Source organism: Pseudomonas sp. MD195_PC81_125, assembly GCF_014060985.1.
Lineage (GTDB): Bacteria > Pseudomonadota > Gammaproteobacteria > Pseudomonadales > Pseudomonadaceae > Aquipseudomonas > Aquipseudomonas parakoreensis.
Genome location: NZ_JABULD010000486.1, coordinates 1 through 13863, shown reverse-complemented (window position 1 = coordinate 13863; position 13863 = coordinate 1). Strand labels below are relative to the sequence as shown.

General features: G+C 58.9%; 11 protein-coding genes and 2 pseudogenes. 3 read left to right on the top strand and 10 right to left on the bottom strand.

Annotated elements, in window-relative coordinates:
- From carB to grpE, 6 genes are all read right to left on the bottom strand, one after another.
- The coding region (carB, locus tag HT737_RS19745) for a carbamoyl-phosphate synthase large subunit (protein ID WP_182403805.1) at positions 1–1621 on the bottom strand (1621 nt) is incomplete at its 3' end.
- 126 nt (positions 1622–1747) lie between these two features.
- Positions 1748–2884: a glutamine-hydrolyzing carbamoyl-phosphate synthase small subunit gene (gene carA, locus HT737_RS19740; RefSeq protein WP_182403803.1), complete on the bottom strand. Its 1137-nt coding sequence runs from the start codon at positions 2882–2884 to the stop codon at positions 1748–1750.
- A gap of 259 nt (positions 2885–3143) precedes the next feature.
- Entirely contained in the window at positions 3144–3950 is an 807-nt protein-coding gene (dapB, locus tag HT737_RS19735; RefSeq protein WP_003221523.1) for a 4-hydroxy-tetrahydrodipicolinate reductase, read from the bottom strand.
- Positions 3951–3959: 9 nt separating this feature from the next.
- Complete coding sequence (dnaJ, locus tag HT737_RS19730) at positions 3960–5084, bottom strand: molecular chaperone DnaJ (RefSeq protein WP_003221522.1); 1125 nt, start codon at positions 5082–5084, stop codon at positions 3960–3962.
- A gap of 296 nt (positions 5085–5380) precedes the next feature.
- Positions 5381–7297 (bottom strand): molecular chaperone DnaK, encoded by a 1917-nt coding sequence (gene dnaK / locus HT737_RS19725; RefSeq protein ID WP_003221521.1) that lies wholly within the window; start codon positions 7295–7297, stop codon positions 5381–5383.
- A gap of 102 nt (positions 7298–7399) precedes the next feature.
- The gene (grpE, locus tag HT737_RS19720; protein WP_007961425.1) at positions 7400–7966 is read right to left on the bottom strand and encodes a nucleotide exchange factor GrpE; all 567 of its coding nucleotides are present in this window, start codon (positions 7964–7966) and stop codon (positions 7400–7402) included.
- Between the two features lie 240 nt (positions 7967–8206).
- On the opposite strand from grpE, the pseudogene recN reads away from it, so the two are divergent.
- A pseudogene (gene recN / locus HT737_RS19715) lies at positions 8207–9857 on the top strand (DNA repair protein RecN); the annotation flags it as partial.
- Between the two features lie 104 nt (positions 9858–9961).
- Here recN and fur read toward each other — a convergent pair.
- Positions 9962–10363 (bottom strand): annotated as a pseudogene (gene fur / locus HT737_RS19710) (ferric iron uptake transcriptional regulator); the annotation flags it as partial.
- A 97-nt stretch (positions 10364–10460) separates the two neighbouring features.
- On the opposite strand from fur, the gene HT737_RS19705 reads away from it, so the two are divergent.
- Positions 10461–10988: an outer membrane protein assembly factor BamE gene (locus HT737_RS19705; protein WP_182403794.1), complete on the top strand. Its 528-nt coding sequence runs from the start codon at positions 10461–10463 to the stop codon at positions 10986–10988.
- A gap of 61 nt (positions 10989–11049) precedes the next feature.
- On the opposite strand, the gene HT737_RS19700 is transcribed toward HT737_RS19705, so the two are convergent.
- Genes HT737_RS19700 through HT737_RS19690 form a run of 3 tightly spaced genes read right to left on the bottom strand, consistent with a single transcriptional unit; the run spans position 11050 to position 13202 of the window.
- Complete coding sequence (locus tag HT737_RS19700) at positions 11050–11364, bottom strand: RnfH family protein (protein WP_047291158.1); 315 nt, start codon at positions 11362–11364, stop codon at positions 11050–11052.
- Entirely contained in the window at positions 11357–11791 is a 435-nt protein-coding gene (locus HT737_RS19695) for a type II toxin-antitoxin system RatA family toxin (RefSeq protein WP_003221509.1), read from the bottom strand. The genes HT737_RS19700 and HT737_RS19695 overlap by 8 nt, the downstream gene beginning before the upstream one ends.
- A gap of 7 nt (positions 11792–11798) precedes the next feature.
- Positions 11799–13202 (bottom strand): sodium-dependent transporter, encoded by a 1404-nt coding sequence (locus HT737_RS19690; protein WP_047291154.1) that lies wholly within the window; start codon positions 13200–13202, stop codon positions 11799–11801.
- A gap of 119 nt (positions 13203–13321) precedes the next feature.
- On the opposite strand from HT737_RS19690, the gene smpB reads away from it, so the two are divergent.
- Positions 13322–13804, top strand: coding sequence for an SsrA-binding protein SmpB (gene smpB / locus HT737_RS19685; RefSeq protein WP_003221505.1), 483 nt, complete (start codon positions 13322–13324; stop codon positions 13802–13804).
- Positions 13805–13863: the final 59 nt, after the last annotated feature.

The following is a 13863-nucleotide window of genomic DNA, read 5'->3' as shown; positions in this document are numbered from 1 at the left end:
GGGTGTCGGTGGCGAACTCGGCGGCACAGGTGTCAACGCGCTTGTAGACCGGGAACACTTCCAGTTTTTGACGGTGCGTACGCAGGTTCTTCTCGGTCACACCCAGCAGTTTGGCCAGACGCTGATCGGAGAAGCCTTTGCGCTTGAGCTTGAACATCAGGTCGCGGTCGATAGCGGACAGACCGAGGGTCTTGACCTTCTCTTCTTCCTTGATCAGATCTTCGATCTGCACCAGGAACCACGGGTCGATCATGTTCATGCCGAAAATATCTTCGACGGTCATGCCGGCGCGGAATGCGTCCGCTACGTACCAGATACGCTCGGCGCCCGGCACGGTCAGCTCGCGCTTGAGGATGCTCATGCTTTCCGGATTGCTCAGGTCGAGCTTCTCGTCCAGCCCGCAAACGCCCACTTCCAGACCGCGCAGGGCTTTCTGCAGGGATTCCTGGAAGGTGCGGCCGATGGCCATGACTTCACCGACCGACTTCATTTGCGTGGTCAGGCGCGCGTCAGCCTTGGCGAATTTCTCGAAGGCGAAACGTGGCAGCTTGGTCACAACGTAGTCGATCGACGGCTCGAAGGACGCCGGGGTCTTGCCGCCGGTGATGTCGTTGGACAGTTCGTCGAGGGTGTAGCCCACAGCCAGTTTGGCCGCGACTTTGGCAATCGGGAAACCGGTGGCTTTCGAAGCCAGTGCCGAGGAACGCGATACGCGCGGGTTCATCTCGATCACGACCATGCGGCCAGTGTCCGGGCAGATACCGAATTGCACGTTGGAGCCGCCGGTCTCGACGCCGATCTCGCGCAGTACCGCCAGCGAGGCGTTACGCAGGATCTGGTATTCCTTGTCGGTCAGGGTCTGTGCCGGAGCAACGGTGATCGAGTCACCGGTATGCACGCCCATCGGGTCGAAGTTTTCGATCGAGCAGACGATGATGCAGTTGTCCTTTTTGTCGCGGACAACCTCCATTTCATATTCTTTCCAGCCGATCAGCGATTCGTCGATCAGCAGCTCTTTGGTCGGCGACAGGTCCAGACCGCGGGCGCAGATTTCTTCGAACTCTTCACGGTTGTAGGCAATACCGCCGCCGGTGCCACCCATGGTGAAGGACGGACGGATGATGCACGGGAAACCCAGACGCTCGAGAACGGCGTTGGCTTCTTCCATGCTGTGGGCAATACCGGAACGCGGGCATTCCAGGCCGATGGATTTCATGGCCTTGTCGAAACGCGAACGGTCTTCAGCCTTGTCGATGGTGTCGGCGTTGGCACCGATCATTTCCACGCCGAACTTTTCCAGAACGCCTTCGCGCTCCAGATCCAGGGCGCAGTTCAGTGCAGTCTGGCCACCCATGGTTGGCAGCACCGCGTCCGGGCGCTCTTTTTCGATGATCTTGGCCACGGTCTGCCACTTGATCGGCTCGATGTACGTGGCGTCAGCCATGTCCGGGTCGGTCATGATGGTGGCCGGGTTGGAGTTCACCAGGATGACGCGGTAACCCTCTTCGCGCAGGGCTTTGCAGGCCTGGGCGCCGGAGTAGTCGAATTCGCAGGCCTGGCCGATAACGATCGGGCCAGCGCCGAGAATCAGGATGCTTTTAATGTCTGTACGTTTTGGCATGGGTTTGTCACTCAAATCCGCAGGTCAGTCGGCAAGCCGTCTTGATCGATTTCTGAAGCCCTGAGGGGCGCCACCGGTGTCGGGGCCGCCCTCGAGGGCTTCTCGCTACAGTCTCAAGGCGAACGCTTAGCGTCGCTTGGCCATCTCGTTGATGAAGCGGTCGAACAGGGGCGCCACATCGTTCGGGCCCGGGCTCGCTTCAGGGTGGCCCTGGAAGCTGAACGCGCTCTTGTCGGTGCGCTCGATGCCTTGCAGGGTGCCATCGAACAGCGATTTGTGGATCGCACGCACGTTGGCCGGCAGGGTCGCTTCGTCAACCGCGAAACCGTGGTTCTGGCTGGTGATCATCACGACGCCAGTGTCCAGATCCTGTACCGGGTGGTTGGCACCGTGGTGGCCATGGCCCATTTTCAGGGTCTTGGCGCCGGAGGCCAGAGCCAGCAGCTGGTGACCAAGGCAGATACCGAAGACCGGAATCTCGGTTTCCAGCACTTCCTTGATCGCCTTGATCGCGTAGTCGCAAGGCTCCGGATCACCAGGACCGTTGGACAGGAACACACCGTCCGGCTTGAGCGCCAGCACGTCGGCTGCCGGGGTTTGCGCCGGCACCACGGTCACGCGGCAGCCGCGCTCGACCAGCATGCGCAGGATGTTCAGCTTGACGCCGTAGTCGTAGGCAACCACGTGGTACGGCAGCTCGGACGCTTCGAGGGTCGCGTGACTGTCGGTCTTCAGATCCCAGACAGTGGAGCGCCATTCGTACTTTTCCTTGGTGCTGACGACTTTCGCCAGATCCATGCCCTTCAGGCCCGGGAAGCCTTGCGCGGCGGCAATTGCAGCCCCTTCGGAGATGTTGTCGCCAGCCATGATGCAGCCGTTCTGGGCGCCTTTTTCACGCAGGATGCGGGTCAGGCGGCGGGTGTCGATACCGGCGATTGCCACAACGTTGTTGGCTTTCAGGTAGTCGGACAGGGACATCGTGTTACGCCAGTTGCTCGCTACCAGCGGCAGGTCACGGATGACCAGGCCAGCGGACCATACGCGGTCGGACTCAGCATCTTCCGGCGTGGTGCCGGTGTTGCCGATGTGCGGGTAAGTCAGGGTAACGATCTGTTGGGCGTAGGAAGGATCGGTAAGGATTTCCTGATAGCCGGTCATTGCGGTGTTGAACACCACCTCACCAACGGTTTGACCGTCGGCTCCAATGGCTTCGCCGCGAAAAATGCTGCCATCAGCAAGGGCGAGTATGGCTGGCTTAGTCAAGAAGACCTCCCGTAAATAACGCATGAAAGGGCAATCGCAGGTTGTAAAAAAGCGGAGTGACGTATGGACACGTCACCCCGCTTCTTCACTGAATTATTCTGCGCGCTTTTAGTGGACACACTAAAGCTGTAGCTTACAGAAAAAAGGCTTTTTTGGTCCACCGCTAAAGAGCCTAAAAAGGCCGGAGAATGCGACAGGGCGTCGCGCGGTGGAGAAAAACCAGCGCAAACCGGGCGTTTGCGCTGGGTAAAACATTCAATCAATGCAGGTCGAGCACGTCCTGCATGTCATACAGACCCGGCTCGCGGCCATCCAGCCACAACGCCGCACGCACCGCGCCCTTGGCGAAGGTCATGCGACTGGAAGCCTTGTGCGTGATCTCCAGGCGCTCGCCTTCGCAGGCAAACAGCACGGTGTGATCACCGACCACATCACCACCGCGAACGGTGGCGAAACCAATGGTTTCCCGCTCGCGCGCCCCGGTGTGACCTTCACGACCATAGACCGCGACTTTCTGCAGATCACGATCCAGCGCATCGGCAATCACTTCACCCATGCGCAGCGCCGTGCCCGAAGGCGCGTCAATCTTGTGCCGATGATGCGCTTCGATGATCTCGATGTCGGCATCGTCGCCCAGCACCCGGGCAGTCATTTCGAGCAGCTTCAGCGACAGGTTGACCCCGACACTGAAGTTGGCCGCAAACACGATCGGAATATCCTTGCCCGCCTCGGCCAGCAGTTGCTTCTGCGCAGCGTCGAGCCCGGTGGTGCCAATGACCATGGCCTTTCCGGCCTTGCGACAGAACGCGAGGTTTTTCAACATCACTTCTGGCAGGGTGAAGTCGATCAGCACATCGAACTCTTCAGCCACCGATTCGAGGTTGCCGGACAACGGCACACCGATACGACCCAGCGAAGCCAGCTCACCGGCGTCCACTCCGATCAGCGTACTGCCGGGACGAACGATCGCCGCAGTCAGGCCGGTCAATGGCGCGCGCTGTTGCACGGCTTCGACCAGAATCTTGCCCATGCGCCCGGCGGCGCCCATCACAGCTATACGTCGCATGCCGACTCCTTACAGATCGCCGAAGAAGCGCTTCACACCATCGAACCAACCAGTGGTTTTCGGCGAGTGGCTGTTATCGTCCGCCAGCGAGCTGCGGAATTCTTCGAGCAGTTCGCGCTGACGACGATTCAGATTGACCGGGGTCTCGACCGCTACGCGGCACATCAAGTCGCCCGCACCACCGCCACGCACCGGCGCCACGCCTTTGCCGCGTACACGGAACTGCTTGCCGGTCTGGGTGCCTTCGGGGATTTTCAATTTGACGCGACCGTCGAGGGTCGGGATTTCCAGCTCGCCGCCGAGCGCCGCATCAACAAAGCTGATCGGCACTTCGCAGAACAGGTGCTTGCCATCGCGCTGGAAGATGTCGTGCTCGCGCACGTTGATCACCACGTACAGGTCGCCGGTCGGGCCGCCCTGGGTGCCCGCCTCGCCCTCGCCGGACAGACGAATGCGGTCGCCGGTATCAACACCAGCCGGCACTTTGACCGACAGGGTCTTGTATTCTTCGACGCGACCGTCGCCGTGGCAGGAATCGCACGGATCTGAAATGATCTTGCCCTGGCCATGGCAGCGCGGGCAGGTCTGCTGCACCGAGAAGAAGCCCTGCTGCATGCGCACCTGACCGATGCCGCCGCAGGTCGGGCAGGTCGATGGCGACGAGCCTTTCTTCGCGCCGGAACCGTCGCACGGCTTGCAGTTGACCAGTGTCGGAACGCGGATATTCACGGTGGTACCGCGTACCGCTTCTTCCAGATTCAGCTCCAGGGTGTAGCGCAAATCGCTGCCGCGCTGGGCGCCGCCACGGGAACCGCCGCGACCGCCACCGAAGAAGTCACTGAAGACATCGCCAAAGATGTCAGAGAAATTCTGCCCGCCGAAACCGGCACCACCGCCACCCATGCTTGGGTCGACGCCAGCATGACCGTACTGGTCGTAGGCCGCGCGCTTGCTCGAATCGGACAATACTTCGTAGGCCTCGTTGGCCTCTTTGAACAGTTCTTCCGACGCTTTGTCATCGGGATTACGGTCCGGGTGGTGCTTCATCGCCAGGCGACGATAGGCCTTTTTCAGGTCTGCATCGCTTGAACCACGCTCGACACCCAATACTTCGTAATAGTCACGCTTTGCCATAAGTCTTTGCACTCTTGAGGACGTTCGGCAAACCCCTCCTGAGGATGGCCAAACTCGTTGAGCCCCAATACAGGCCCGGACCCAACTCACGTCAATTCAACGATCCTGGTCTTTGTTTCTTGTGGTACTTGCGGCACGAAAAGCAGGAGCATTCCCGGCCATACCAACAGCATGCAAGGCTTGTCGCATGCTGTAAAAATTCACGTATTCCAGATACGCCAACGCGGGAGCAAGCTCCCGCGCGGCGACATCCTACCAGTCACCGCCGCAAGGCAGTCAACCGGCCGACCAACAACTTACTTGTGGTCTTTGACTTCTTCGAACTCGGCATCGACAACATCGTCAGCCTTTTCAGCTTTCTCGTCGTGCGGCGCCGCGCCTTCAGCAGGCTGAGCCTGTTCGGCGTACATCTTCTGGGCAACCGGAGCCGAGACTTTCGACAGCTCTTCGATCTTCGCTTCGATGGCAGCCTTGTCGTCGCCTTTCACAGCGGCTTCCAGTGCAACCACGGCAGCTTCGATCGCGGTCTTCTCTTCAGCGCTGACCTTGTCGCCCGCTTCGGTGACCATTTTGCGAGTCGAGTGAACCAGTGCATCACCCTTGTTACGGGATTCAGCCAGCTCCGCGAACTTGCGGTCTTCCTCGGCGTTCAGCTCGGCGTCGCGAACCATCTTCTGAATTTCTTCATCCGACAGACCGGAGTTGGCCTTGATGGTGATCTTCTGCTCTTTACCGGTCGCCTTGTCTTTCGCGCCAACGTGCAGGATGCCGTTTGCGTCGATGTCGAAGGTCACTTCGATCTGCGGCACGCCACGTGGAGCAGGTGGAATGTCGGCCAGGTCGAATTTGCCCAGGGACTTGTTCTGCGCAGCTTGCTTACGCTCACCTTGCAGGACGTGAATGGTCACGGCGCCCTGGTTGTCGTCGGCAGTCGAGAACACTTGCGATTTCTTGGTAGGAATCGTGGTGTTTTTCTCGATCAGCGCGGTCATCACGCCACCCATGGTTTCGATACCCAGGGTCAGCGGGCTGACGTCGAGCAGCAGAACGTCTTTCACGTCACCGGCCAGAACGGCGCCCTGGATCGCAGCACCCATGGCAACTGCTTCGTCCGGGTTCACGTCTTTACGTGCTTCTTTACCGAAGAAATCGGTCACCAGCTTCTGTACCAGCGGCATACGGGTCTGACCGCCGACCAGAATCACGTCGTTGATCGCGCCAACGTCGATACCGGCGTCTTTCATGGCGATGCGGCAAGGTTCGATGGTGCGCTGAACCAGGTCTTCAACCAGTGCTTCGAGCTTGGCACGCGAAATCTTCACGTTCAGGTGCTTAGGACCGGTGGCGTCTGCAGTGATGTACGGCAGGTTGACGTCGGTCGACTGCGCGGACGACAGCTCGATCTTGGCTTTCTCAGCGGCTTCTTTCAGGCGCTGCATGGCCAGCGGGTCGCCTTTGAGGTTCATGCCGCTTTCTTTCTTGAATTCGTCAACGAGGTAGTCGATCAGACGAATGTCGAAGTCTTCACCGCCGAGGAAGGTGTCACCGTTGGTGGCCAACACTTCGAACTGGTGCTCGCCGTCAACTTCAGCGATCTCGATCACGGAAACGTCGAAAGTACCGCCACCCAGGTCGTAAACGATCACGGTGTGATCGCCCTTGGCCTTGTCCATACCGTAAGCCAGAGCGGCTGCGGTTGGTTCGTTGATGATACGTTTAACGTCCAGACCGGCGATGCGGCCGGCGTCTTTGGTCGCCTGACGCTGGCTGTCGTTGAAGTAGGCCGGAACGGTGATCACCGCTTCAGTCACAGGCTCGCCGAGGTAATCTTCGGCAGTCTTCTTCATCTTCTTCAGGATTTCAGCCGAGATTTGTGGCGGCGCCATTTTCTGGCCGTTCACTTCAACCCAGGCGTCGCCGTTGTCAGCCTTGGCGATTTTGTACGGGACCATCTTGATGTCTTTCTGTACGACTTCTTCGTCGAACTTGCGACCGATCAGACGCTTCACCGCGTACAGGGTGTTGTGCGGGTTGGTCACTGCCTGACGCTTGGCCGACTGACCAACGAGGATTTCACCATCGTTGGCGTAAGCGATGATCGACGGCGTGGTGCGCGCGCCTTCGGCGTTTTCGATAACTTTGGCTACGCCGTTTTCCAGCACGGAGACGCAGGAGTTGGTAGTCCCCAGGTCGATACCGATAATTTTGCCCATGTTCACTCTCCCGAAACTTTGGATTTTGTTGCCGCAGCAGTGGTGGCTAACTGCGGTAATACTTAAACGCTTGACTTCTAAATGGGGGCCTTGCGGCTAATTTCAAGCCTTCTCGTCAATCGAAGGCGAAATTGGCGCCGGCGCCTTGCTGACCACAACCATGGCCGGACGCAACAGGCGACCGTTGAGCTGGTAGCCCTTCTGGAACACCTTCAGAACGCTGTTCGGTTCAACGTCGGCGCTCTCCTGCATGGCCATCGCCTGATGGTGAACGGCGTTGAACGGTTCGCCATGCGGATCGATCGCTTCAAGCTGATAACGCTTGAGGGTGTCGTGGAACATTTTCAGGGTCAGCTCGATGCCTTCGCGCATCGGACGGATACTTTCGTCGTCCGGGCTCGACAATTCGAGACCGCGCTCCAGGCTGTCAACGATCGGCAGCAAGTCACCGGCGAATTTTTCCAGCGCAAACTTGTGCGCCTTCTCGACATCCTGCTCGGCACGGCGGCGGACGTTCTGCAGATCGGCAGCTACGCGCAGAGACTGATCCTGCGCGGCGGCCAACTGCTCTTCGAGCACTTGTACACGGGTCGCCAGGTCGTCACCCGAAGTTTCGGGCGCCTGATTGGCTTCTGGATTTTGCGTATCTACTGTCTGTTCGTCAGCCATAGAATTCTCCTTTCAATTACGTCCGCGAGCTGTACTCGCGCTTCTGCCCCGATATATGGGGCCGCAAAATCAGGCTTCAAGGGCCTGCAATGATTAACCCTACAAAAAAGTGCTGCATTGTCATTCCTGCTCGGACTAAGCATTTGATCGGATCAAGCAAATCGAGCTAAGCGAGGGCATTGTCAGGCCGAAACAAAACACTGTATAAATAACCAGACCTAAAGCCTGGGAGCGGCCTTTATGCTGGTGCACCTGTCCGTACACAACTACGCCATCGTTGAACATCTCGATCTCGAACTTGATCGCGGGATGAGCGTGATCACAGGGGAAACCGGCGCCGGCAAGTCGATCATGCTCGACGCCCTGGGCCTGACCCTTGGCGACCGCGCCGACAGCGGCGTGGTTCGCCCGGGCGCCGACAAGGCCGACATTCTGGCCACCTTCGACCTGGTCGACATTCCCGAAGCCCATGCCTGGCTGGCCGAGCGCGACCTCGAAAACGACGGCCCCTGCATCCTGCGCCGGGTGATCACCGCCGAAGGCCGTTCGCGCGGCTATATCAATGGCACACCCTGCCCGCTCGGTGATCTCAAGGCCCTCGGCGAACTGCTGATCGACATCCACAGCCAGCACGAACATCAGTCCCTGCTGAAAACCGATACTCACCGGCGCCTGCTCGACGAATATGCCGGCGCTACCGATCTGGCCCGTCAGGTGCAACTCGCCGCGCAGCGCTGGCGCCAGACCCGCCAGGAACTGGAGCGCCTCTCCAACTCGGGTGACGAGCAACGCGCGCGTCACCAATTGCTCAGCTACCAGCTCGAAGAACTGGGAGAACCTCGGCCTCGGCGAAAACGAACTCGAACAGCTGGAGCAGGAACACAAGAATCTGACCAACGCCGAAACCCTGCTTGGCATTTGTCGACAGGTGGTCGAGCAGTGCAGCGAAAGCGATTCCGGCAATGTACTGAATGCGCTGACCGCCAGTCTCAATCGCCTGTCGAGCGTGAACAGCTCGGTCGGCGCGCTGGGCGAAGCCAGCAGCTTGCTGACCAGCGCGCAGATCCAGGTCGAAGAAGCCGTGGGCGAGCTCAATCGCTTCCTCGACAACTTCGATGCCGATCCGGCGCGCCTGCAGTATCTGGAAGAACGTCTCGACGCGATTTACACCCTGGCCCGCAAGCACCGGATCCAGCCAACCGAAGTCGCCGAGATGCAGCAGAAATTGCTCGATGAAATCGAGACATTGAATGCCAACGACGAATCCATCGAACGCCTGGGTGATGAACTGGCCTCTTATGCCCGCCATTATCAAGAGAAGGCCCGGGAGCTGAGCGACTTGCGCCATCAGGCCGCCAGCAGCCTCGCCAGCGCCGTGGAGCAAGAGATCCAGCGTTTGGGCATGCCGGGCGGACGCTTCACCATCGAGCTGCGCGCCAACACCAGCGACGAACTGCAGCCTAACGGACTGGAACAAGTCGAACTGCTGGTCAGCGCCAACCCCGGCCAGCCGCTCAAGGCGCTGGCCAAAGTAGCCTCCGGTGGCGAGCTGTCGCGGATCAGCCTGGCGATTCAAGTGATCACTGCGCAGACCTCACGGGTGCCAACCCTGGTATTCGACGAAGTGGACGTGGGTATCGGCGGGCCGACAGCGGAAATCGTCGGTCAGTTGTTGCGGCGTCTTGGCGATCGCGGCCAAGTGCTGACCGTGACGCATTTGCCGCAAGTGGCGGCGCAGGGTCATCAGCATTTATTTGTGCACAAGGTTCGCGGTGAACAGGCTACCCACACCGCCGTGTCCAAACTGAGCAAGAACGACCGCATAGAAGAAGTGGCGCGGATGCTGGGCGGGATCGACCTGACCAAAGAATCCTTGGCTCACGCAAAAAAAAATGGTGGTCACGGCAAAAGTTTAAGAACGGCAGAAAGCACGAAGGCGACCCTTGAGTCGCCTTCGTTCGTTTCGCGAACCTGAAATTCGCGCGACATGCTTACTTTTTTCTTGCGTACGTACAGCACCAGATTGTGATCTACCAGATCAACACCGTGCTCCTCGGCAATTGCCTTCTGGAGCTTTTCGATTTCCGGACTGACGAATTCGACGACTTCACCGGTTTCCACGTTGACCATATGGTCGTGGTGGCCACCGTCAGCCAATTCGAATACCGCGTGGCCACCGTCGAAGTTGTGACGGACCACGAGGCCAGCAGCTTCGAACTGGGTCAGAACACGGTAAACCGTGGCCAGACCGACGTCCTCGCCCGCTTCCATCAACGCCTTGTAGACGTCTTCGGCACTCATGTGACGCTGCTCGGTAGAGTCGAGCATTTGCAGGATCTTGACCCGTGGCAGGGTCACTTTGAGGCCGGCTTTGCGTAGTTCGCTATTTTCAACCATGGTCAGCTTTCTCGCGATGCTGCTTCGCAGCTTCTCTTAATGCGGGTATGATCGGCGTTTACGTTGTCCCAGCCAAGATAGTGGAAGTCGCCCACCGATGCAAAACACCAAGCTCTTGCTAACCAGTTTCACCTTTGTGGGACTGCTCGCACTCGCCGGTTGTTCATTCCCCGGGGTTTACAAAATCGACATCCAGCAGGGCAATGTCGTCACGCAGGACATGATAGACCAGTTACGCCCGGGAATGACCCGTCGGCAAGTACGGTTTATCATGGGTAACCCTCTGCTGACCGACACGTTCCATGCCGATCGCTGGGATTATCTGTACAGCCTGCAACCTGGTGGCGGTGAACGCCAGCAGGAGCGCGTGAGTGTCAACTTCAACGCCAACGACCAGCTTGTCAGCCTGTCCGGTGACTTCATGCCGGGCGTAAGCCGTGACGAAGCCATTCTCGGCAAGGACAGTGGCACGAGCGTGACCGCCCCTGCTGAAAACGCCGAGAAGCCGAAGCCGGAGCAACCCGCCAAACCAGGCTCCTTGCTGGATTCGATCCAGAAGGACGTGGACGGTGTTGAAACCGTTCCGGTTCCGACGCCTGAGCCGCTGGACACCTCCCCGCAGTAATGCGCGAGGCAATAAAAAACCCGGAATTTCCGGGTTTTTTATTGCCTGCGATCTGGCCAGGCTACTGATTTCGCGCTTTGGCCTCGGCAGCCTTGGCCGCCCGCAGGCGTCGCACCTCTTTAGGGTCCGCCAGCAACGGCCGGTAGATCTCGATGCGCTCCCCCGCCTGAATCAAGCGAGCCCGTGGATCAGCCACCACCTTGCCGAAGATTCCCAGCGGACAATCACTCAGATCCAGCTCCGGGAATTCATCGCCAATACCTGACTTGAGCACCGCCTCTCGCACTGTCGTCCCTTCCGGGACGCTCAAAGTGCGCAGAAGCTGACGATCCACGGCGGCATACACCACTTCAATCTCGATCACCGGATCAACCATGCATCTGCTTGGCACGCTGGCAGAACGCATCCACCAACGTATTCGCCGCCTGATTGAACAGCGGGCCGAGCGTCGCGCGCACCAGCGGGCCGGCGTAGTCAAAAGACAGGTCAAGACTGATCTTGCAGGCCTTCTCGTTCAACGCCTTGAAGACCCAGACGCCATGCAGCTGGTTGAACGGGCCTTCTTCCAGGTTCATCTCGATCGATTGCCCCGGCACCAGCGTATTGCGCGTGACGAAGTGCTGACTGAGACCGCCCTTGGCCACGCCAACGCTGGCGCGCATGTGCTCGGGCGAGCTTTCCAGCACTTCGGCGGACGAACACCATGGCAAGAATTCCGGGTAACGCGCGACGTCGTTGACCAGGTCGTAGAGGAATTGCGCCGGGTATGGCAGCAACGCCGAACGTTGAATATGTGTCGTCATGTAAGCGTTACTTCCAGAGCTGAGCGGCAAACACTACAAGAATGCCGATAGGCGCCACGTAGCGCATCAAGAATAAGGACAGGGCAAACAGCGCCGGATTACGAATCGACAACTCCTCCCGCACCGCATCACGCCCCATCACCCAACCGGCAAACAGCACGAAGCACAGGCCACCGAGCGGCAACATGATCCGCGAGGTGAAGAAATCGATCACGCCGAAGAAGTCCAGACCGCCCGCCGCACCCCATTGGTAGAGATGGAACAGCCCGCCTTCGTTCACGAAAAATTTGGCTTCCTTCCAGATATTGAAAGAGAAAACCGTACCCAGACCGACGAACCAGCAGATGAACGCCAGCCAGAAAGTCACCCAGCCACGGCTGATTTTCGTGCGCTCAACCAGATAGGCCACCATCGGTTCAAGCAAGGAAATCGCCGAGCTCCAGGCGGCAATCGCCACCAGGACAAAGAACACCACGCCCATCAACTGGCCGAAAACCACGTTACCGAAGGCAAATGGCAGACTGACGAACATCAGGCCCGGGCCTTCGCTAGGGTTCAAACCGCCAGCAAATACAATCGGAAACAACGCCAGACCGGCCACCAGCGATACAAAGGTATCCAGCAGCGCCACACCGACCACGGTGCCAGAGAGCGAGGCTTCCTTGGTCATGTAAGCGCCGTAGATCATGATCGAGCCGACGCCCACGCTCAGGGAAAAGAACGCGTGGCCCATGGCGGGCAGCAAGCCGTCGAGGACTTTTTCCGGATGGAAGTCGAACATGAAATGCACGCCTTCCATAAAATGCCCGGTAGTCATGCTGTAACCCAGCAATACCAACACCATCACGAACAGCAGCGGCATCATTATCCGCAGGCTGCGCTCCAGCCCGGCAACCACGCCTTTGGCGATCACCACGGCCGACAACAGCATGAAAACTGTGTGCCAAAGTGTCAGACGCCAAGGATCGGAGATCACATTGCCGAAATAAGCGCCGACCTGCTCCGCCGTAGCACCCTGGAAGTCGCCGCGCCCCATGTCGATGATGTAATCCAGCGACCAGCCGCCGACCACACTATAGAAAGACAGGATCAGCAGCGCCGTGATCATCCCGGCAAACGCGCCCCACGACCACTTGCCCGAATGCCCGGCCTCCCGCGCCAACACCTTCAAGGCGTTCGCCGGACTCTGCCGTGCGCGACGGCCGATCAGGGTTTCAGCCAGCATGACCGGGATCCCGATCAATGCGATGCAGGCGAGAAACATCAGCACGAAGGCGCCGCCGCCGTAGACCCCGACCATGTAGGGGAATTTCCAGATGCTGCCCAGTCCCACGGCCGAACCGGTCGCGGCGAATATGAAAACCCAGCGGCTAGCCCAACTGCCGTGGACAGAAACCTTGTCTGTCGACATTGAATATCACGCCCAAGCGTTAGAAAAAGAGGCCGCATTGTCCGGGATTCACTCAACCTGCTCAAGCACGCAGCATCACCGTAGCCGAGGATCATTTATCTCCATATAATGCCGCCCCTATGGCTAAACAGAAGAAACACCCAACAGGGACCATCGCGCAGAACAAAAAGGCGCGACACGATTACTTCATCGAACATCGTTTCGAGGCTGGTCTGGTCCTGGCCGGCTGGGAAGTAAAAAGTCTGCGGGCAAGCAAGCTGCAACTGGTCGACAGTTACGTGCTGCTCAAGGACGGCGAAGCCTGGCTTCTCGGCAGTCACATCACGCCGTTGATGACCGCGAGCACCCACGTCATCGCCGATCCGACCCGCACCCGCAAACTGCTGCTGAACAAACGCGAGCTGGAAAAACTCGCCGCTGCCGTGCAACAGAAAGGCTACGCCTGCGTGTGCCTGTCCTTCTACTGGAGCAAGCACATGGTCAAGTGCGAGATTGCTCTGGGCAAGGGCAAGAAGGAATACGACAAGCGTGACACCGAGCGCGAACGCGACGCCGGTCGAGAGCTGCAGCGCGCCGTTCGCAACAAGGGCAAGGAAGAATAAATTTCTTCTGCCTGAAAAGATCGCAGCCTTCGGCAGCTCCTACAGGGAAAGACACATTC